This window comes from Patescibacteria group bacterium (genome assembly GCA_041659765.1).
In the GTDB taxonomy this organism is placed as follows: Bacteria; Patescibacteriota; Patescibacteriia; order UBA9934; family UBA9934; genus JAGORL01.
On record JBAZXR010000001.1, the window covers coordinates 859374 to 880843 of the forward strand.

The 21470-nt window shown below is 50.5% G+C and carries 17 protein-coding genes and 4 tRNA genes; 12 read left to right on the forward strand and 9 right to left on the reverse strand.

Features of this window, described 5'->3' with window-relative positions; genetic code table 11:
* Positions 1-60 precede the first annotated feature (60 nt).
* The 4 genes from WC813_04670 to WC813_04685 all read right to left on the reverse strand — a co-directional run bounded on the left by WC813_04670 (position 61) and on the right by WC813_04685 (position 1645).
* A complete protein-coding gene (locus WC813_04670; GenBank protein MFA5947282.1) occupies positions 61-714 on the reverse strand; it encodes an NYN domain-containing protein in 654 nt (217 codons plus the stop codon).
* 73 nt (positions 715-787) lie between these two features.
* Positions 788-1054, reverse strand: coding sequence for a 30S ribosomal protein S15 (rpsO, locus tag WC813_04675; GenBank protein ID MFA5947283.1), 267 nt, complete (start codon positions 1052-1054; stop codon positions 788-790).
* Between the two features lie 181 nt (positions 1055-1235).
* Complete coding sequence (locus WC813_04680) at positions 1236-1424, reverse strand: hypothetical protein (protein MFA5947284.1); 189 nt, start codon at positions 1422-1424, stop codon at positions 1236-1238.
* Positions 1424-1645, reverse strand: a complete 222-nt coding sequence (locus WC813_04685; GenBank protein MFA5947285.1) for a hypothetical protein — start codon at positions 1643-1645, stop codon at positions 1424-1426. Before WC813_04685 ends, WC813_04680 begins: the two co-directional genes overlap by 1 nt.
* 126 nt (positions 1646-1771) lie before the next feature.
* Between WC813_04685 and xerA the strand changes: the two genes are divergently transcribed.
* Both xerA and WC813_04695 read left to right on the forward strand, forming a co-directional pair.
* Positions 1772-2701, forward strand: a complete 930-nt coding sequence (gene xerA / locus WC813_04690) for a site-specific tyrosine recombinase/integron integrase (GenBank protein ID MFA5947286.1) — start codon at positions 1772-1774, stop codon at positions 2699-2701.
* Positions 2702-2767: 66 nt separating this feature from the next.
* Complete coding sequence (locus tag WC813_04695) at positions 2768-3538, forward strand: hypothetical protein (protein ID MFA5947287.1); 771 nt, start codon at positions 2768-2770, stop codon at positions 3536-3538.
* A 42-nt stretch (positions 3539-3580) separates the two neighbouring features.
* Here the strand turns inward: WC813_04695 and WC813_04700 are convergent.
* A tRNA-His gene (locus WC813_04700) sits at positions 3581-3655 on the reverse strand.
* A gap of 82 nt (positions 3656-3737) precedes the next feature.
* Positions 3738-3812 (reverse strand) — tRNA-Arg (locus tag WC813_04705).
* Between the two features lie 154 nt (positions 3813-3966).
* Between WC813_04705 and WC813_04710 the strand changes: the two genes are divergently transcribed.
* Entirely contained in the window at positions 3967-4956 is a 990-nt protein-coding gene (locus WC813_04710) for a hypothetical protein (protein ID MFA5947288.1), read from the forward strand.
* A gap of 50 nt (positions 4957-5006) precedes the next feature.
* On the opposite strand, the gene WC813_04715 is transcribed toward WC813_04710, so the two are convergent.
* Complete coding sequence (locus tag WC813_04715; GenBank protein ID MFA5947289.1) at positions 5007-6257, reverse strand: NAD(P)/FAD-dependent oxidoreductase; 1251 nt, start codon at positions 6255-6257, stop codon at positions 5007-5009.
* Between the two features lie 35 nt (positions 6258-6292).
* Here WC813_04715 and polA point away from each other — a divergent pair, with 35 nt between their 5' ends.
* A complete protein-coding gene (polA, locus tag WC813_04720) occupies positions 6293-8923 on the forward strand; it encodes a DNA polymerase I (GenBank protein ID MFA5947290.1) in 2631 nt (876 codons plus the stop codon).
* A 57-nt stretch (positions 8924-8980) separates the two neighbouring features.
* Here the strand turns inward: polA and WC813_04725 are convergent, their stop codons facing one another.
* Complete coding sequence (locus WC813_04725; protein MFA5947291.1) at positions 8981-9619, reverse strand: hypothetical protein; 639 nt, start codon at positions 9617-9619, stop codon at positions 8981-8983.
* Positions 9620-9639: 20 nt separating this feature from the next.
* On the opposite strand from WC813_04725, the gene holA reads away from it, so the two are divergent.
* Positions 9640-10611, forward strand: a complete 972-nt coding sequence (gene holA / locus WC813_04730) for a DNA polymerase III subunit delta (protein MFA5947292.1) — start codon at positions 9640-9642, stop codon at positions 10609-10611.
* A gap of 121 nt (positions 10612-10732) precedes the next feature.
* Positions 10733-10999 (forward strand): 30S ribosomal protein S20, encoded by a 267-nt coding sequence (gene rpsT / locus WC813_04735; GenBank protein ID MFA5947293.1) that lies wholly within the window; start codon positions 10733-10735, stop codon positions 10997-10999.
* A gap of 98 nt (positions 11000-11097) precedes the next feature.
* Here rpsT and WC813_04740 read toward each other — a convergent pair whose 3' ends face one another.
* On the reverse strand, positions 11098-12201 hold the full coding sequence (locus WC813_04740) for a DNA recombination protein RmuC (GenBank protein MFA5947294.1): 1104 nt from the start codon (positions 12199-12201) through the stop codon (positions 11098-11100).
* A 131-nt stretch (positions 12202-12332) separates the two neighbouring features.
* Between WC813_04740 and WC813_04745 the strand changes: the two genes are divergently transcribed.
* The 6 genes from WC813_04745 to WC813_04770 all read left to right on the forward strand — a co-directional run bounded on the left by WC813_04745 (position 12333) and on the right by WC813_04770 (position 21470).
* Positions 12333-12408, forward strand: a tRNA-Arg gene (locus WC813_04745).
* 162 nt (positions 12409-12570) lie between these two features.
* Positions 12571-12646, forward strand: a tRNA-Ala gene (locus tag WC813_04750).
* Positions 12647-13241: 595 nt separating this feature from the next.
* Positions 13242-14078, forward strand: coding sequence for a hypothetical protein (locus tag WC813_04755; protein ID MFA5947295.1), 837 nt, complete (start codon positions 13242-13244; stop codon positions 14076-14078).
* Between the two features lies 1 nt (position 14079).
* The gene (locus tag WC813_04760; protein MFA5947296.1) at positions 14080-14943 is read left to right on the forward strand and encodes a hypothetical protein; all 864 of its coding nucleotides are present in this window, start codon (positions 14080-14082) and stop codon (positions 14941-14943) included.
* Between the two features lie 112 nt (positions 14944-15055).
* Positions 15056-17401: a carboxypeptidase-like regulatory domain-containing protein gene (locus WC813_04765; protein ID MFA5947297.1), complete on the forward strand. Its 2346-nt coding sequence runs from the start codon at positions 15056-15058 to the stop codon at positions 17399-17401.
* Positions 17402-17408: 7 nt separating this feature from the next.
* Positions 17409-21470 (forward strand): hypothetical protein, encoded by a 4062-nt coding sequence (locus WC813_04770; GenBank protein ID MFA5947298.1) that lies wholly within the window; start codon positions 17409-17411, stop codon positions 21468-21470.

A 21470-nucleotide genomic window follows, 5' to 3' on the forward strand; every position in this document is an offset into this window, starting at 1 on the left:
CGAAGGATCCGACTCTCTCCTCTGAAAGTCGGACTCTTCGCATGGCTCAGAGTGGATGCGTTATGTGATCTTCGCTGGTCGGCCACGTCGCTTCGGTGCTTCGACGACTGGAGCGGCAGGAGCGGATTTGAATTGATTCTCACTCTGCTCGGCAATGACGTCATCAAACGTGTCCGTGGTCGATCCTCTGCGTTGCTGCGCGGGGCGATATTTTGCGTCTTTGATGAGGAACTCGCCCAAGTTGTCTGACAAGTTTGTGTAAATGTCTGCGGCCTCCACGAGCTTGCTCGATGTCGACTCGCGGAAACTCACGACATGGAAAATGCGGCCGCGGTTCTTAATGTATTCGCCGAGCGGAACGTAATCTCCGTCACCGGACACGATCACCACGACATCGAACGTATCAAGCATGCGGATGATATCAACGGTGATGCCTACGTCCCAGTCCCCTTTCTTTTGGCCTGACTCGTACTCGAGCAGTTCCTTGGTATTCACTTCGATGCCTGACTTGTGGAGAGCTTCGAAAAAGGGCAACTCATCTCCTGTCTTAGTCGAAATAGTATACGCAATTGCTCGAATAAGTTTCTGATTTCCGGTTGCGGCCTGCACGATGTTTCCGTAGTTGACTTTGCTTCCGTAAATATTTCTCGCACTGTAATACATGTTCTGCACATCAATGAAAACGCCCACTCTCCGATTCGAAAAATCTAACATATGTATAAAACGTGATTAAGTTTTGAAAAACCGACCTCTACACCAACGGTGCGGAGGTCGGTTGTTCTTTTTATTACTTCTTCAATCCAAGCTCTTCCAGAATTTTCCGGTAAGCAGCTTCGTTCTCGCGCTCAAGGTACTTGAGGAGGCGGCGGCGTTCCGCAACCTTCTTAACAAGTCCTCGGCGTGAGCTGAAATCCTTACGATGCGTCTTTAAATGGTTAGTCAGTTCCTTGACCTCTTCCGTTAGGATAGCGATCTGGACCTGAGGGGAACCAGTATCAGACTCATGCGTGCGGAACTTCTTAATGAGCTTCTCTTTCTTGGCCTTATCGAGCATAGCAATATGGTTTCAATCGATCGTCTCAGTAAAAGGCTTGCTCAAGCCATAAACCGGGGCGAACGCTATATAAATTGGCACGGGGGAAGGATAGCGAAATATGGTCGAATTGTCAAAAAAGAGAACCCCACGAGCGGACCTCGTGGGGCGTAGGTCGTTTTGCGACGACGAGTCTGGCGTGCTAGTTGCCGCGATGACCTCGGCCACCGCTTCTGAAGTGGGACACCGGGGTGCCGGTGTACTGGCCGATTTTTGGTTCCAGGGGAACCGTCAGGGCCGGGGCAAGTTCCTTGGACGGCGGGGTCTCTTTCAGTCCCTGGATTGATTCCGGGGTAACGCCGCTATCGAACGGATCGATGGCTTTTTCCATCAGTTCAGACCATCGCCCTTGGTCCGCTTTTCGGCCGACAGCCGTCCGCGCTCCCTTTGGAGCCGCTCCATGCGTATTTGCGCTTTGATCGCATCATTCATGCACTCTGGTGGCATGGTGTTGGGAAAGGTCCCGACGAGCTCAAGCCCGATCAGGTCCGTTTCGTCGGGGATATCAAGCGGGCGCTCGGTATCCGAATGGTCGTTATCGCGGGGTGACACTGTTCTTAACCTCGAGGTTGGGATAAAACTCGGGATCCGCGCTTTTTACACGCAGAATTGATAGGATAGGCGAAAAAATGTTTTAGGTCAAGAAATAATCGAGGGGGTGTACAATGTACGACACATATGCCCAAGAACATTCTGGCTAAATACATTAAGGAGTTTCTAGAATATCTTGAGATTGAGCGCGGGCGCTCGGAGAAAACCATTAAGAACTACCGTTTTTATTTGTTGAGGTTTTCGGAATGGGCTGGTTCGCCGAATCCATTGGAGATTACGGGAGAGATGGTTAGAAAATACCGATTACACCTGAACCGCGATATTGCCGGTCGCGAGGAAGCAAAGCTCCAGAAAAACACCCAGAACTATCATCTAATTGCGCTTCGATCATTTTTGAAATATCTCGCCAAGCGTGACGTGCAGAGCATGGCGCCGGAGAAGATCGAGCTGGCCAAGCAAGGGACTCGCCATGTGAGTTTCCTTGAGGCGGATGAGTTTGAGCGCTTCCGTAAGGGCCCGACGAATGATCCAACGATTGTTGGCTATCGTGATAAAGCTTTGCTTGAGTTACTTTTTTCCACGGGCATGCGTGTGTCTGAGGCGTCGACGCTCAAGATCGACAACATCAATTTGAAACGTGACGAGTTCACAGTGCTTGGTAAAGGCAAGAAACATCGGGTCGTCTATCTTTCGGAGGATGCTCGTCGGGCAGTAAAGACATATCTCGAACATCGCAAGGACACTTCTCCGTACCTCTTTGTCCGCCACGACCGAGCCCGTCACTCGATGCCAACTGCGCATCCTCTTACTCCCCGCTCCGTGCAACGCATCGTCGACAGATACGCACGCGAGGCCGGCATCACCAAACGCGTCACACCCCACACGCTGCGTCACACTTACGCCACGGACCTTTTGCGTAACGGGGCGGACATCCGCGCAGTTCAGTCGTTACTTGGCCACGAGTCGATCACAACGACGCAGGTGTATACGCACATTACAGACAAAGAACTGGGGCGTGTATATAAGGAGTTTCATGATAAGAAAAAGAAAAGTTAGTGCAGCATTTCGTCCTTTTCACCTGCTCGAGTGTGGTCATAAGCGTTGTATACTACAGGTTACGCTATGCGCAGTCATACCACCACCACACATTCATGGACGTACATCAGAATATTTTTTGGTCTGGTGGCCGCGTTACTGATCTCCCTGTTTATTCCCTACTTGGGCGATACGGAGCTTGATCAATATTTATATTCGAGTGCAGTTAATATCGGCATTCTTTATGCGATGGTTGTGGGATTTCTCATGATGATTGTCATTAATCGTAAGCAGGCTCTCGACGGGCAGATTTCTCTTGAGTTAAACAAACTTCGGCGTATTTATCATTTGGGCAAGCACGTTTCTACGGGTAAAGAAGGCGGGGCAACATGGTTCAAAATTCTGGACAAGGCACTGACGGACTATCTCAAAGCCTTCGGTAAGCGTGATTTTTCCGAGTACGATGCCGGTAACGCGCTGCACCGAAAAATTACTTATGCTGTTTACGCCCTTCCGGATTATGTGCAGGATTATGTGTCGGAACTCTACACGTCACTCTTAGAGGCAACGGGCGAAGTAACCGAGGCTCGCGAACGGCTCCATTCGCTTAAGGATGCGTCGATTGGTAATTTTCAGTGGATCGTTACTATTTCCATGACACTTATTTTTGGTCTGCTCCTAGCTATTGATTCCCCTCTGACTTTCCTCACGCGTTTCATCACCTTTGCTCTCCTGTTTAATTTGTCTCTCATGATCCAGCTTATTTACGAGTACGATCAAATGAACGACAAAAAACGCCGGTTTTATTCTCAGCTCTACACGGACAATGTTAAATCGATGCGAACGATTGGGAAATAGATCACAAAAGAAAAAAAACTTCCCAAATGGGAAGTTTTTTCTTGGGGTGGCTAACGGGAATTGAACCCGTACTAGAGGTACCACAAACCTCTGTGATAACCATTTCACCATAGCCACCATAGCGCGGGCGTTGCCCGCCAAACCAATACGTTCAATCGGCATCGACAATATCATTTGAAGAACGCGGTTGTCCATCTGTTGGTGTCCCGGGTTGGAATCGAACCAACATCAAGGCCTTAGAAGAGCCCTGCTCTATCCATTGAGCTACCAGGACATCAAAAGTGCATAACCCGAGAAACAATAGCAGATATTGGCGAGAAAATCAAGTTTTTGGGTTGACAGATGTTGATTGTTCGTATAATGTTCGTTGTCCCTGTATCCTGCAGGATGTTGCCTTCCATCTTCAGACTTCCCCAGAGGTAGCCCCCATGAGTGACTTGGATCAGGAAACAGACATGGATGAACTCCGCGGTGGTCCTAAAGGAATTCGTGCAATGATGGATCGAACTGTGAATGGACGCCCATTCATCACGCGTCACAATCTGTCGGCCCTGGGAGTTAGGGAGCCGTTTGGGACGCGTTTGACGCTTCGCGTGGTCACCACTAGGACCACGGACTCTCGTAAAGATGAGTTTGCGGAGATCTTCAAGGTAGGGTATTTCCATGTGGACGGCTTGCATCATCTGCTCTTCATGTACGATTGGAACATTCCCGATCCCGTGATGAAGGAGGTGATCGCTCCCCTGTTCATGGAACTGTTCGACTATGCCGATGGAGATCTTCTCACATCGGCACTCCTTGAGATCATTTCTACGACCGAGCGGATCAAGAAGACGGAATCCGTGCTGACCTGGATTCAGCGGTATTGGTCAGGCACCGAGCCGAAGCCGGAAGCCGAAGATGGTCAGACGGACGAAGTGTCACTCATCATTTCGCTCCTGACGCTCGAAGAACGTGCGGGCAAGCCACCGAAGTGGAGGCTTCGCCAGGCGACGAAAGTGATTGATGATTTCCATGTGTCTCCGAAAGGACGCTTGGCGGTCTTGAGTGCCGAGCAGGCGTTTGAGGTCAATCCGCGGGCGTTTGTCCGAGCCATCAAAGGCGCCGGCGCACGTGATGAAGACTTTATGGCAGCCAAACGCCTGGGCGTGAAGGTGGGGCCGAACGCGGTACTTTCACGCTACACGCCTGACGACTTCCAGTTCAACATTCCGGTGTATGACAACGGTGCGCTTACCGTCTATCACCCGGATACGGGCAAGGTGCTTTTCACTCGGCCGTCGGACAGGTTCATCATGACCGCGGCGGATGGTACGGGGAGTTTGATCGCCCTTGAGCGCACGCAGCATGGCCGGCGCAAGGTCGCCCCTGCTCGCGCACATCCCGGACAGGAGACGCTTCCGCTTCACGCACACTAGAGCTTGCAAGAGCTGCTCGCGCCTTGACCCCACGTGGTCAGGGCGCTGTTTTATTTGATGAAGTCGCAGATGATGTACCAGGCGTACTTCCCAAGTTTTTCGAAGTGACGTGGCTTCAGGACGGTCCAAGCCAGTGAGCGATGCTTATCTTTGCTGTCGCAAAATTGTTCCAGGAATGTTTCATGCTCGGAGGCGATGATGTCATACATGGCGCGGAAGCTGCGGTCTGTTTTCATGAGATCCCAAATCATCCGGTAGCCCATTTGGCGATAATAATATTTCATAATGCCGCCGTGTTCGTTCATCCATTTTCGAAGTTTCTTTGTCACTTCGGTTCTGCCGTCGAGATAATGATGAATGACGCGCGCGGCTTCCTTGCCGGAAATGACAGAACCCTTAATGCCGTCAGCGGCGAATGCGCCACAAAAACCTGCAGCATCGCCAATCAACAAAATATTTCCGTCCGCGATCTTCATTCGGGGGCCACCGATCGGAATGTGCGAGCCAAAGACGTAGCCGGGAGCAGTGATCTCGCCTTCGACTCTAATATGGCCGAGCTCGACCAGCTTTCGCATGAAAGATTCCATGAGATTCTTCGCCTCCCCTCTATCTTTCATTAGTTTGGCGAGGCCGATACGGAATGCTTTGCGTCCATCGACAACCGTAGGCGACAACCAACCGCCGTAGCCGAGCGAAAACTCGCCGAACCAATAGTGGAAGATCGTCTCTTCGGGTTTGGGACCGAGGAGAACGTCGCCAAAGAACACTTGTTCGTAGCCAAAGAGGAACTTGCTGTTCTGGCTGAGCGCTGGGTTCGTCGACGCGACTTTCGAGTGACCTCCGTCGGCACCAACGAGGAACTTGATGCTGATCGCTTCTGGCTCTTGGCCGAGCGTGCGAATCGTGGCCTCGGTCGGATTATTTGGTTTGTTGGTGGCGAGGAAGACGGTCGAGGTCTTCAGCGATACGTTCGCCGGTAGCGTTTCGGCTAGGGCGGCGACGAGTCCTTTTGTATCAGTTTGATAAATCCAAGGTTCTTTAACAGTTGAGATGAAATAGTCGGCAAAGCCCGGCGCAATCACTCCGATGGCGCTGATCGGGTTTGTAATATAGCGATCAATTGGAAAAAACGAGGAAAACTCGGCGAGAGTCTTAGAAGTGATGAGGCCTGTCGACTCAACGGTGCTTCCGGCGGACGGTTTTGCGTCTACTACGAGTACTTTTAAGTGTTTTGGAAGATGATGCGCCAGGGTTAGCCCAGAAAAGCTTGCACCCACTATCAATACATCGAAGTTTTCCATAGATTCGCGTATGATGTTCTCGAACTACACCCCTTATGTCAACCGAGAAAAAAGTATTTTTAGTGCTTGATGGCAACGCGCTTTTGCACCGCGCCTGGCATGCTATTCCCCCGCTCACTACCGCCGATGGTCGAGTAGTGAATGCTGCCTACGGCTTTACGAACGTCATCGAGAAAATGCTGTCGACCTTTCACCCGGACTCGATGGTCGTCGCTTGGGATTTGCCTGGTGGTACGTTTCGGAACGAAGATTACGCACCCTACAAGGCACACCGTGAGAAGAAAGCTGATGAACTTTATGCGCAAATTCCTATTATACAGGAGATTTTGCGCGCGTACGGTATTCCATCACTCGATGCGAAGGGATTTGAAGCTGACGATATCATCGGCACCATTGCAACCATGAATGAGACTGGCGGAGACTTTGAGACTTTGATTGTAACGGGTGATCTCGATTCCCTTCAGCTTGTTTCGCCGAATACGAAGGTCGTTTTCTTTGTGAAGGGGCTGTCCGAGGTGAAGATTTACGACGAGAAAGCAGTCGAGGAACGCTACGGATTGCCGCCGAGTGGACTGATTGACCTGAAGACGCTCATCGGCGACACGTCTGACAACTTGCCGGGCATTGTTGGTATTGGCGAGAAGGGCGCGGCCGAATTATTGAAGGCATATGGCTCGGTGAACGGTATCCTTGAGGCGATGAAGACCGAGTCGCTTCCAGAGAAATATGTAAGAAAATTCAAAGGCCAGGAAAAGACGGTGGAACTCATGCGCAGGCTGGTGACGGTTGTTCGAGACGTACCACTTAAGAATTTTTCATATGAATCGGCTAAGCGAACGCCGATTGATCCTGCGAAATTGTTGCCCATGTTCCGTGATTTGGAATTTCGCACGTTGATTAAGAAATATGAATCTCGAGAAGGCGGGGTTATCAACCCCGCACCGGATGAAAGACCGAAAAAATCAACAAAGAAATCCGCATTAACGAAATTTGTTGGCAGCATGTTTGAATTGAACCCGAAACAGATAGGGATTTTATTAGAGGAGAAGCAACAGGATCTGTTTGGCGAGTCTGTGGGAGCGATAATCCTGACGGACGGTTCTTTGTTTTGGAAGGTTGCTTCGACGAATATTGCCGAACTACGGCACGTGGTCGAGGTTCTTTCCAAGACAGACCTCGTCGTTGGACATGACTTGAAGGCTATTTATCATGTGTTTGCGAAGCATGACGTCGAGGTTCTTGAGCCGCTGCGCCAGAAGACGATCTTCGATACGATGGTTGGCGCGTATCTGTTGGCGCCAGGTGGCCGTGAGTTAGCATTCATAGAGGTTCTGAATGAAAATCTCGGACTTCAGCTTGAAGAAACGGCGACTATCGACGAAATCGCCCCGCACTTGTTCGCGCTCAAGGAGAAGATTGAGAAGAAACTGGCCGAAGAGAAGATGACGAAGCTTTTTGAAGAGATTGAGATGCCCTTGATTCCTGTTCTGTTCAAAATGGAGCTCGACGGCATTTTGGTCGACAAGGAAATGCTGACCTCGCTCGCCGATCAATTCGAGAAGACCATTGATAAGCTGACGAAGAAGATTCACAAACTTGCGGGCAAAGAATTTAACGTGAACTCCCCTTCTCAGCTGGCCGAGATTCTTTTCGTCGATCTCGGACTCCCGACAAAGGGCATCAAGAAAACTAAGACCGGTTACTCGACGGCCGCACAGGAGCTTGAGAAACTTGAAGACGAGCACGAGATTGTCCCTCTAATGTCTGAATATCGTGAGATCGCAAAGCTGAAGTCGACTTACGCTGATTCCTTGCCAACACTGATTGCGAAGGATGGCAGAATCCACACCACGTATAACCAAACGGTTGCGGCCACGGGTCGATTGAGCTCGGTGAACCCAAACATGCAGAACATTCCGATCCGCTCAGAGCTTGGCCGTGAGATTCGCAAGGCATTCATTGCACCGAGTGGTTTCGAGCTTCTCTCCGCCGACTATTCGCAGATCGAGCTTCGACTTGCAGCCGTGCTATCGCAGGACGAACCATTCCTCAAGGCGTTTAAGGAAGGCGCGGACATTCACCGCCGTACTGCGGCCGACATTCTCGGTATCGAGGAAGACAAAGTGACTAAAGAACAACGCGAGGCTGCGAAGGCAACGAACTTCTCGATTCTCTACGGAGTTGGCGCGCGAGCTTTATCGAGGCGTATCGGCATGAGCTATGAGGAAGCAAGGGATTTTATTGAACGCTACTTTGCCGTGCATCCTGGTATCGCAGCTTTTATCGATGCGTCGAAAGTGAAGGCGAGAGTCGACGGCTATGTAGAAACGATGTTCGGCCGCCGCAGATATTTGCCCGACATTCAATCAGGAATGCCCCAGCTCGTCGCGGCCTCCGAAAGAATGGCGATGAACATGCCGGTGCAAGGTTCAAACGCCGACATCATCAAAATGGCCATGATCAAAATGGACGAATGGATCCGTAAGTCGGGACTGCGGGTGAAGATGTTGCTGCAAGTTCACGATGAACTCGTTTTCGAGGTTCACGCGAGCGACATTGAACAGGCCACCAAAGAAATTCCCAAAATTATGTCGGGCGTGGTCAATCTGGAGATTCCACTGATCGTTGATACGGGAATCGGAAAGAGATGGGGGGAGATCGAGTAATTTAAAAGCGAACCGCAAATAACAACGCCCGGGCTTTTGGCCACGGGCGTACGTGTGTCAGTTGTCACCCTTGATATCCTTCTTTTGCCCGAGCATCTCTTCGGCATATTCCCACGTCACTGCGGCAATGAGCTGACGGAGATCTCGTTCGTCATGGACGGGCTGCGCGTCTTTCGCTTCACTCTTGAACTCGAAGAGCACGGTATCCATGACGTTTTTCAAGATGGCATCAAGTGCTGCCTTCTCTTGTTCGTCGGTGAGGAATATTTGTTGCGAAGCACAGACGGCAGCAATCGATCCTTGGATCCACGGGGGGAGCCTATCGAGCTCAAGCTGAGTCGTGAGCACGGCGTGGCAGACGGCACGAGATTCAGGGCTCAGCGTGATACCGTAGTCCTTCAGATTGTCCGTTTCCACCACGACCCACAAGTTCAGAAGCCCCCCGAAGGTGAATTCTGTCTCTGGTAGCTCTCGTACTCCCGAGGACCTCAGCTCCTTGAAGTTGAGCTTTACCACCTCCATGTTCGCGCTCATCACAGAGAGAAGCTCAGAGAGTTCCGTTTTCCGCATCCCGTGTTCCAGGAGCGTTTTCATTGCATCCCGCAACGCGTTCTTGTTGTTGAGGGCCTCGGTGAATTGCTCTTGAAACATGGAACCTCCGCGCAAGAGCTTAATCGCCTTTTCATTCCTGGTCAAACGTGTTTTTATACCGGTATATGTTGTTATTCGTTTACGGCGACGATCATTTGCGCGTGAAAGAACGCTCGGATGATTTGAAAAAGAAATTTCTTGAAAAGTATGACCCCACCGGAATGAATGTGGACGAGTTTGTGATCGGGGCGAAGTCTGACCTTGAACCCGGAAAGATTTTGCAGGCTGTTCAAGCATCGCCATTTCTCTCTGAGAAACGGCTGGTGATAATTCGAGGTCTGGTCGAGTCCGTGACCAAGGCGGAATCGAAACCTTGGATTGCGGGATTTGAGCGAGCGCCTGAATCGAGTGTCGTAATTTTTGCGGACGATCTTTCCGTTGAGGACTTCGCAAAGAAAGAACTCGGAAAAACGTTGTCGACGCTGCCGAACGTCCACACCTATCCCCTGCCGCGGCTGGTCGGCGCTGAACTTGTTGCTTGGGCGCGTGAGCGCGTGGTCAAGCTCGGTCTCGTGATGACGCCGTCAGTGCTCGATGAGGTACTTCGACGAACAAAAGATGATGCATGGCGCACCGGGGGCGAGCTCGAAAAACTTTCGGCGTATGCTCGAAAAGAACCGGTGACCATGGAGATGATCGATTTACTGGTGCGCACAGATTATGAAGCAGATATTTTTGGCTTCATGGATGCGCTTGCCTCGCCCACTCCGCGCAAGGCTCTCGAAAAACTGTATAGCGAACGAAAAGCCGGGGGAGATGAATTTGCGCTCTTTGGCATGCTGTTGCGACAGATTCGACTGCTCGTGCAGGCCCGCTCAGTCCTAGACGACAACCCCCGGGCTCAAAAACAAGACGTGGCTTCCCTTCTGGCTGTTCATCCATTTGTAGCCCAAAAACTGCTGTCCGAGGTTCGTGCTTGGACTTCGACCGATCTCGCCCACACCCACGAACTCGCCCAAAAGCTAGACCTGGCCATGAAAAGCGGGATTAAACCGTCTATTTCGGTTGATCGGCTAGTCAGCGAGTGGTTACTTTAGGCTTGACTGTCCCACCCTTTTCCTCTATAGTTTTCCCACTTAATTGAGGTCTGGCTTTCGCTGGACTGACTACGGCGCCAATGTGCCGTAAGGGGCTAGCTAAGCTGGCTCTCGACTACCTATGCCAATTTTGAAAAATGCAGAGAAGGCCCTCCGTAAGAGCAAGGTGCGCGGTGAACGCAATGCTGACGCTAAGTCCAAGATCGCTTACATGCGCCGAAACCTGCGCAAGTTGATTGAGGCCAAGAAGTTCACGGAAGCTGATGAAGTGATGAAGGGTCTGGTCCAGTCTTTGGACAAGGCCGTCACTCAGAACCTCATGAAGCGCAACACTGTTGACCGCATCAAGAGCCGAGCCATGCTTGGACTCGCGAAAGCACGAAAGTAATTAGTCCACGCACTCGCACGTTCGACAAATCAAAAACCCCGTTCGGAACTGGAGTCGGATTACCTCCTAACAGTTCCTCACGGGGATTTTGTTTTGTCTCACTCCAAGGCTGGTTTTTCGACCACTTCGATCTCAATGGCTTCGACGATATCTGTTTGAGTAATTTTTGCGACGTCCTTGGTGATCTTCTTCAGTTCCCCACTCGATAAGTTGAATTGATTGACCGTTGTCGCGAGGTTTTTCGCCACCTTGCCGTGATAGTCGTGATAGGCGCGGACATGTTTTCCTAACTCCCCTACTTGCTGTTGAATGATTTGTGCGTCTTCTTCGATCTTCAGTGCCCGCAGGCCTTGCAGTACCGTTTGCAGATAGGCGAAGAATGACGTTGGCGACACAATGATGACGCGATACTTGCTGGCAGCACGGGCGAGCAGGCTGTCGGTCTCGTCCGTGACCGCGCCGACTTTATTTACGAGAAGATCGTAGTAGACGGCTTCGTGCGGAATAAACATGAAGGCAAAGTCCATTGTGTTTTCTCCGGGGCGAATATATTTTGCCGTTTCTTGAATGCGTAATTTCAAATCGCCGACGAAAGTTTTTTCGAGTTTTTCGCGCTCAGTCGGATTTGTTTCAACACTCATCTTGTTGTAGTTCTCCAAACTAAATTTGGCGTCGATCGGAATAATTTTTCCTTCAATAAAAATAGCCGCGTCAACAATTTCACCGTTTTGAAATTTATATTGCATCTGATAGTGATCCGGCGGCAATACATTCTTGAGCGCGGTTTCGAGGAAATATTCGCCGACGATGCCGCGTTGTTTGGGGTTTTTTAAAATATCCTGTAACTGTTTTAACTGCGCGGAGAAGTCTAGTACCTGCTTATTGGTAGCGTCGAGCGAGGCTAGCCGATTAGTAATGTCCTGGATGATTTTAGAAGTGTGCTCATGCTGCACCTGCTGTGACTTCTGTGAGTCTGACATGCCCTTGTAGACATTGTCATTTACGCGGGAGAGGTGCGTCTGCATCTCTTGGCGCGATTCAAACTGCGTGCGCTGGAGTTCTTCGCGCATTTCTTGGAGACGTTTAGCGAGATCATCAGTGCTAGATGAGCTCGGCGAGAGGGATTTACGGACCACAACGACCAAGAGGCCGAGAACGGCGAGCAGAAGTACGAGAATGAGAGGAAGAAGTACACTTTGCATATTGACCGTGTGAGTGTGTTCTCTTATACTTTTTATGCGAGCGAATAGTATAGCACGACGTAAATGCGTTTTGCGACGCTTGTTGGTATATTCTGCTAAGGTTAGCCGTATAATCTTGATATCAGGATTGTGCTCCCGTAGTTCAAATGGATAGAACAGGGGCGTCCTAAGCCTTAGATCGTGGTTCAATTCCGCGCGGGAGCACCAGTACACAAAACCCCCTAAAATACGCCCTGGCGTTGTCGCCGGCTACGTTTCTCCTCAACGTACCATTAAGTACGTTTCGTCGAAGCCTCGCCGGCTCCTAGCCAGGACCTATTTTAGAGGGTTTTGTAAAGCAAATGTCTTGGCAATCGTCGTTATAACTATGGGCCAATAGCTCAGTTGGTAGAGCGCGGCATTCGCATTGCCGAGGTCTGGAGTTCGAGCCTCCATTGGTCCACCAGTACACAAAACCCCCTAAAATCGGCCCATGCGTTGTCGCCTCTGTCGCTCCAGTCTCAACGTACCAGTAAGTACGTCTCGACTGTCGCTCGTCGGCTCCTAGCCTGGACCAATTTTAGAGGGTTTTGTAAATTCGGTCGATTGCAGTTGAAGATCAGCTTTAGGGCTGATTTTTTGTTATAGGGATGCTTGTTCGGTAAAAGTACGAATCATATGAAACAAAAATCTGGGGATAAACTGTTAACTGGTGTGAACAAGTCCCATGTGTGACCTAGAAAACCTTAAATTTGAAGCTGTAATTAAATTAGAAAAGCTACGCCACTCCTACTTATAGGCAAACTATGTTGAATAAGTCGTAAAATTAGCGAAATTGTTACATATCACTGTTGATAAGCTGTGGATAAAGAATATGCAGATTTGGCTACGCTAGTGTAGACAAAAATTACACAGGTTATCCACAGTTTTTGGCTTGTGGATAAAGTGGTGAACACTTATAGTGTTCATAGAGCTGTATGAGACACTTAAAGTTTTTTAATTTGTGTTGCGCTCTGACGATAATTTGGCTAATATCAGCTACTTTTCATGCTGAGTCAAATATGTCCTCAAGCAATTATCAGATTCAGTGGGACTCGATCGGACAGGGTGGCGAGAACACGAGCACTTCTGCTTCTTATAAGGTAAGGGATACATTTGGAACTATTCAGGGGGTATCGTCGTCGACGTCATTCAGACAAGACACTGGGTTCCGGGCCGGTGTTTATGATCCGACGGTTTCATTTTCCGTTTTTTCGCAGGATACTTCCTCCCAGGTTGCAGCCACCTCCCTGGTTGGCAATGTGGTGACTATTACTTCGGTAGTTGGCTATGCGGTTGATGATTACATCGCGGTAATTCAGGATCAGGGCACTTCACAGATTTCCGCGATAGGTCGAGTCACAGTGGTTGGCGGCTCAACGCTGACTATTGATGAACTCAAAGATGGTGGAGTTGCCCCGGTAATCGATGGATCTAGTGACTTTGTTTATAAATTAAGCGGCAGTTCATTGCCTTTTAACACTTTTTCTACCAGCGTAGTTAATACTGGCATTGTGGGCTGGGACGCGGCGGCTGATGTTTCGAGCGGGTACAGCGTCTTCCTTTTTGAAGATCAGAACCTGACTTCTGGCACGGATACCATTCCAGACATCTCCGACGGTTCAGTGACTGCTGGCGTTAATGAATACGGGGCGCGATCGTCAGATACTTCACTCACTGGTTCAACGTTTGATACGACTGATTCACCAATTATCGGATCGTTCCAGGAGGTTGCGAGCAGAGCTGATAACTCTCTGAAGGCGCGGGATTTTTTGACGCTAAAAGTAGGCATTAGCGGTACTCAGCCTAATGGTACCTACACTCAAACGTTAACTTTCGTCTTTGTTGGTAACTACTAATATGCGACTCTGCGGACTCGTTCTGGGTTTATTTCTATCTTTTGCGACGCCACTATTTGCGTTGGGCGCGACCGTTGACCCGAGTGCGAGTGATCTTACAGTTATGCCAGGTGAAACGGCGGTAGCGACGATTTCCGTAAAAAATGATGCAGATTGGTCAAAGAATTATGAGGTTTCTTTCGCCCAGGTGAAGTTTGGTACTACGGCAGAAGAGGTCTCGTTCACCGCGTTGTCTACGAGTTTAAAAGGGGCGTTGTTAGCTGCGCCGAAACTTTTTACTCTTGAAGCTCATGCTTCGCGAACGATCGATGTGTCTGTGCAGCTGCCGGTCGGTCTTGAGGCTCAGTCGCCGACGATCGCCATTTTGGTAACTGAGAAGGGTGACCAGGGACAGACGGGAGGCGTGCAATCGTCCGTAGCCTCGATGTTATTTTTGCATGTTCCAGGTAATTTGACGCGTTCCATGTCTCTGGATTCGTTTATTGCCGTGCCAACCTTTACTTGGGGGAGAAATACAATGATTTCCGGGTTATTTAGGAATGACGGAGAGGAAACAATAGTCCTGCCAAACGAGATCCGAGTTTTTGGTCCATTTGGCGGTGAGGTTGGCCGAGGTTTATTCTCGAGTGAACCTAAGCATTTGCCTCCAGGAACCACGCGCGGGGTGACGCTAACTTGGCCGGCGAGTGACGGATTTTCTAAGTTTTTGATAGGCTCATACCGTTTTGAGCTGTGGGATGGTGATCAACAGCTGGCCAAAACTAAAGCTACTTTTGTTCCGATTACGGTGTTCGTAGTGCTTGGAGCCAGTTTTATTGTCATTTTTCTTGGTATAATTACTCTCGTGCGGCGTCGCACTAAATAACTTTGTGAGATTTTTTTTCAAGCGTGCTGCGGTGTTTTGTATTTTCACCCTCTTGCTGATGGGTGTATTTCCTGTTTTTCACACTTTTGCAGTTACTGATGTGGTGACTAGTTTGTCCGACCAACCGAGCACGTTGGTTACGAGCGCTTTATCAAATCATTCGTTTTTATTCACTACCGCTGACAATTGGACTGATGGTTTTACTGTGACCTTGGTTTTCCCGGCCGGGTTTACGACTACCGCTATCATTGAGGATGACGTTGACGTTGCCGATGACGGGGTGGATTTGACCACCGCTGCTACTTGCGCCGGAACAGAGCAGATGTCTGCGGTCATGAGTGGCGGAACCCTCACTTTGACGGTCTGCACTGGTGATGGGGGAACGGTAGCCTTAGGCAGTGTGGTGACTGTTGAGATTGGGACAAACGCGTCCGCGTCTGGCACTGGCTCTAATAAAATCACTAATCCTTCAAGCGCCGGTACCTATTTCGTAAATCTTGCAGGTACGTCTGGCAACCAGGGTTCTATCCCTTTACCTATTGTTAGTTCATTAAGCAGTGGCGTTTCCGGATCAGTTGGTTCATTCGTTCCACCGCCATCGGGCGGCGCGCCGCCATCACCTCCGCCTGAACCTCCGCCAGCACCTGCTCCGGAACCGGCTCCAGAACCAACTCCTGAGCCTGCGCCTACGCCAACTCCCGAGCCAGCACCAGCTCCCACTCCCGAGCCCGCGCCTGCACCAGCCCCTGCGCCATCACCGGCGCCAAGTCCTGCGCCGAGCGCGCCACCTGGAGGGGGTGGTGCTTTGCCAACTGATATTGACGTGTCGGCTACGTTGTCAGCTGGCGGGATTCCGCTTGCCCTAGAAGGCGGCGCAGTTAGTCTTTTACCTGGCACGACTCCGGTTGTCAGGGTATCGGTTACTAACCCTGATGATGTTGGTTCAGTAACAGTGGTAATCGCAGACTCTACTTACATCTTGTCCCAGGTTGCGCCTGATACATATCAAGGCTTGATTCAGGCTCCCTCGGCGAATGACGTCTTGAACGTCATAGTGGCGAGGAAGAGCGGAGGTTCAAAAATCATTTCGATGGCCATTCAGATTGCGTCATACGGGCAGGTCTATGAAATTATTGATGGCTTACGACGACCAGTGGAGAACGTTATTGTGACGGCCTATACTGGGGGTCGAATACTTTGGAATGCTTCTGATTTTGGCGGGGTGAATCCAGAGCGGACTTCATTTTCCGGCAGTTTTGGTTGGTATGCGCCAAATGGTTCGTATGTCCTAGTGGCTGAGCGAGACGGGTATGAATCGGCGAGCGTGACAGTCGGGGTGAGTGATCACGTTTTATCTTCCTCTATTCAACTAACAAGATCTTCCGAGGTTATCGTACCGCCTGTTGTTCCGCCGGTCGTACCCCCAATTATTGCCGCGCTTCCTCCGAGCGTTGGTCAGGCGGTGGTTTCGGCTAGCGCCGCTGTTGCCGTGGCTACTGAGGCAGTGGCGGCGGTGTTTGCCTCCCCGGAAGCGCAGGCTACGGCCACGGTGGCAGCCCCGGTAGCCGCGGCTGTGGCGGCCTCGTCAACGATTGTGCTGGCTTCGAGTTTTAATTTGGCAGCTTATCTTCAGTATTTAATTACTTCGCCGTTATTGCTTCTCAATAGACGCAAACGAAAAGCGTACGGCATGGTTTATAACGCGATGACCAAAATCCCGATTGAGCTGGCGGTGGTACGACTTTATAGAGTTTCGGACAACCGACTCATAAAGTCAGTAGTCACCAACGCTGAAGGAAAATACTTTCTGTTCGTCCCTGAGCCGGGCGTATATACCTTGAAAGTAGCCAAAGGTGGCTTTGTTTTCCCGAGTGATTATTTGAAAGGCATCAAAGACGATGGGACGTTTCTTGACGTGTACACTTCTCAATTGATTACAGTCAACGAGCGCGACGCCACGATTGCGGCTAATATCCCAATGGATCCGTCGCAATCTAGCGAGCACCATGGTGAGATGCGTTTGCGAACCAAGCGGTTCCTGCGTTCATTGCAGAAAGTGGCGGCTCCAGCTGGTGTTGTGTTATCGGTTTTCGTTTTTCTAACTTTTCCTGGAGTATTTTCCGGCCTTGGATTGGTGGTACAGGTAATTGCACTCATGATTTCTATCCGACTCGCTTGGCCAAAGAAACCAAAAGGTTGGGGTCTGGTTGATGAAGCTACCGGTAAGGCGCCGTTGGGGAATGTTGTCGTTCGTCTCTTCGAACCGCGGTATAATAAGCTAGTCGAGTCTACGCTCACGGATAACCGTGGCCGATATTCTTTCCTTTTGGGTCCGAACGAGTACTACGTAAGCTACTCTAAGACGGGGTTTGCGGAAAAAATTGTTCGTCCCATTGACTATAGGGACAAGAAAGAGCCGACACCATTAACGGTGAAGGTGGCACTCGACAAAGCTTAGGAGGTACATGAACCAACGTGCACACCATGGATTCCCGCAAGTGATTGCGAGGTTTCTCCTCGTGTCCGTTTTGTTCGGCAGCGCGGCGCTCTCCGCGCTTTTCGGCGTGTCTGTCCAGGCCGCAAGTGCTCCAAACATCATTAGTTATCAAGGAAGAGTACTGAATACGAACGGCGTTCCTGTTGCCTCCGCCTCCGCTACCATGGTCTTTGAAATTTATGACTCGCTCGCAGCCGGCACGTGTCTCTGGTCTAACTCGTCCGCTACCTGTGCAAGTGCAACCTCGCGAACCGTTACACTAACCGACGGCTTGTTCTCCGAGCCACTCGGCGACACGACCGTTGGAGTTCCATACGCGGCTATTGCTGACACAGTTTTTGGCAGTAATGCTGGTACCTACCTGCAAGTCACGGTGAACGGCGAGACGCTCACTCCCCGCAAACAGATTGTGGCTGCTCCGTATGCACTTAATGCTGACACGCTTGATGGCTTGGACTCGTCTGCCTTTACATCTCTCTTTACTGACGGCGGCACTTTTACATACCTAACTTCAGCCACAGACGACCTTGTTATTGGCGGGGTTACGGTGCCGGCGGCCTCGCTCTTCTTTGATGCATCAGTCGCGGAACTTAATCTTGGAACGGAGGGCGCCCTGAACGGACTCGTACGGCTTTATAGTTCTGGTGCTGTTGTTGATGCGACAATTGGTACGAACGTGTCAGGTGATTTAGTTTTGACGACTCCTGGAATCATTTCTGTTGCGAGTAACATCACGAGTAGCGCAGACCTGGCTCTAAACGGCGGCGATCTTACTTCTACCTCTGCTGTCTTTAAGCTGGCTGACGCTGTCGGAAACTCGGCCACTATTCAAATTGGTGGTGTCAGTACTGACCTTCTAAATACCGTGAACATTGCTACGGATTCTACGAGTGCCGATTTCATAGTTATTGGCAGCATAAACGCTGCCAGTACCGCTCAATTACGTGGTGCCATTACTACTCTGAACGGCACCTCGGCCATTAATCTGAATGACGCTACGGGCGCTAAGATCACGGACGTCGGCGGTGTTGACAATGACGGCGGAGATACGGTCCGCATCGCAACTGAAGGTACGTCGGCTGATGTTATTACCATTGGTAATAGCAATGCTTTGACCACATTAGGACTCACCGGTGGCGATGATTGGAGTGTCACGACCGCGGGACTGATTACTACGGCTAATGACGTGTTTATTAATGGAGGCGATTTGCAATCAACTTCCGCCACTTTTAACTTTTTGGATAACACTGGCGACGCGACAACGATTGATATTGGAGGCGTAACTACTGCTCTCAGCAATACCATTAACATCGCTACTAATGCCACAGGTTCCGATACCATTAACATTGGTAATAATGGAGCGGCTACTTCACTGGTTCTTACGTCTCAGGCCTGGAGCATCACTGGCCCTGGTCTGATAACTACGGGGGACGATCTAGCTGTTAATGGTGGTGACTTGACCTCTACTTCGGCTACCTTTAATTTTCTTGATGCGGCCAGTAGTTCCACAACGATTGATATTGGCGGCGTGACCACTTCGCTTAGTAATACGATCAATATCGCCACTAATGCCACCGGTTCCGATACCATTAACATTGGTAACAATGGAGCCGCTACTTCTTTGGTGCTGACGTCTCAAGCCTGGAGTATCACCGGTCCGGGTTTGATAACTACATCTGATGATGTGGCGATTGGCGGCGGAGACTTAACCTCCACCGCTGGAACCTTTAACTTCTTAGATGCTGCCGCAAACTCGGCCGCCATAGATATTGGAGGGGTCACTACTGATATCGGAAATACCATTTATATTGCGATAAACTCAACTACCGCGGATACGCTTAGTTTTGGAAATGCTAACGCCTCCACTGTATTCTATCTTGATGGTGGTGATGACTGGGCTATTAACGCTACGGGCGATGCGCAATTTGAAAATGTTTTGATTGACATGACGAATACCGCTACCACGAACGGTGTCTGTCACTCTGGTGTAGATTCAGATACCACAGCGACAGTTCGGGAGATGGTTGTTTGTTCTGCAGCTCCAGACGACTACGCCGAGTGGTATGAAACAGACGGTTCTGCGGTTGCCGGTGATCTTGTAGCGACGACGTCAACTACTTTTACGTACAATGCCAAGCAGAGCAACCCGTTTACCGGTGAGATTTTGCCTGGCACGATTAGTAAAACCTTGCCGGTACTCACGAAGGCGACATCGAGTTCGGTCGACGTATTCGGCATCATCTCTACTTCGCCAAACCAGGTGATTGGTAGCGATGTGAAGAATCAGGGCGCGCATCCTCAGCCGATTGGTCTAGTTGGCCGTGTTCCGCTTCATGTGACTAGCGAGAACGGCCCGATTGCTGCGGGTGATTATCTAACTGTGTCATCGACTCCCGGTTACGCTATGAAGGCCACTGCTCCTGGTCGAGTGATCGCTCGCGCACTGACAAACTTTAACGGCGTCGGCGTGACTACTATTACCGCGTTTATTGACAATTCTTGGTACGGCGGCGAAATGCTCGCAGCCGATGGCTCGGCCTTGGCACTGACCGGGGACCTTAAGCTTTCGTCGCTTGCTCAGGCAACGCCATCGAGCCAGGCTATAAACTCGCATGCGCTTTTACTCACGGGTAGCGGTTGGGATGGCTCAAGTGCTCTAGACGTAACGATGGGTTTGCGAACTAAAGTAAATTCGCTCAGTAATTATCGCCTCGCTTTTGAAAATAACCTTGGCGGCGAGATCGCGTCGATTACCAACTCCGGTGATGTGCTGGTGTCCGGCAAGTTGTATCCCTCTGACAGGGGTTTGACTCAAACCAACGCGTACATTTTCTATGATTCATCGGCTGGCGGGGGATACATGAAGACGAATGCTGCCGGTTGGAACGTGGGTTCGTACGACTTTGCTGAAATGTTCCCATCTGACGACGAACTGACCGCTGGCGAGGTTGTTGTTTTCGCCGACCGTTCACAGGCGGTGAAGAAGTCAGGTTCGACGACTTATGATGATAAGCTCGTCGGTGTTGTTTCAACACGTCCAGGTTTCTTGGCCGGTGAATACAAAGCTGGTTCATACCCGATCGCCCTTTCAGGTCGAGTGCCAACGAATGTGTCGGACGAGAACGGCGCTGTGGCTATCGGCGACCCGCTGACTACCTCCTCGACGCCTGGCGTAGCGATGAAGGCCACGAAAGCTGGTCCGATTCTTGGCTATGCCATGGAGCCGCTGCCTGGTGGAACCGGTAAGGTAGTCGCCTTTATTCGAGCTTCTTATTACTCAGGAAACGGAACTAACTCAGCACCGGATGTCAGTAACACGGTTACCGGCTTGTCAACGGCCGGTAGCCTTGATCTCTCAGGCTCTTTGAATATGAACGGCGGCAATATTCTGTCAGTCGGTTCTATAGGGGGTATCGGCGGAGTTTGGAAGATCGCTGATAATGGAGATTTTACAACCGGAGGGGCATTGGTTAAGCAGGTTCGTTCATTTATGGGTGATCTAGTAGACACTTATCCTTCTACCGCAACGGAGCGAACGGTTGAGCTGTCGGGGACAAGTACATTGCAGAACGGCTTAGCTACAGTTACCTTCTCAGAGGAGGATCCGCATTTTAATCAGATCATTTCTAACACTGCGGCTTATCGTGTACTAGTTACTCCGGCGGGCGCCACCGGACAGGTTTTTGTAACAGATCGTTCAAATGGAGGATTTATCATTCACGATACCGGCTCATCTACCGGAGTGATGGTTGACTGGCTCGTGATTGCCTACGAAAAAGATCATGAACCTCAAGTGGTGACTCCCGTTGTTGTACCTGAACCCATTCCGGAGCCAATCGTGGCTGGCATAGTTGATCCTGTGCCGGCTGATCCTGTCGTAGTTGTAGATACAGTGCCAACTGAACCGATTCCCGTTGTCGACCCGGTACCAATCCAGGCGGTCATAGAGGTCGCGCCTGTTGAAACGCTTATTGATCCAGTGCCTGTGCCTGAGCCAACCTTGCCGACTGATCCTCTTCTGACACCATAG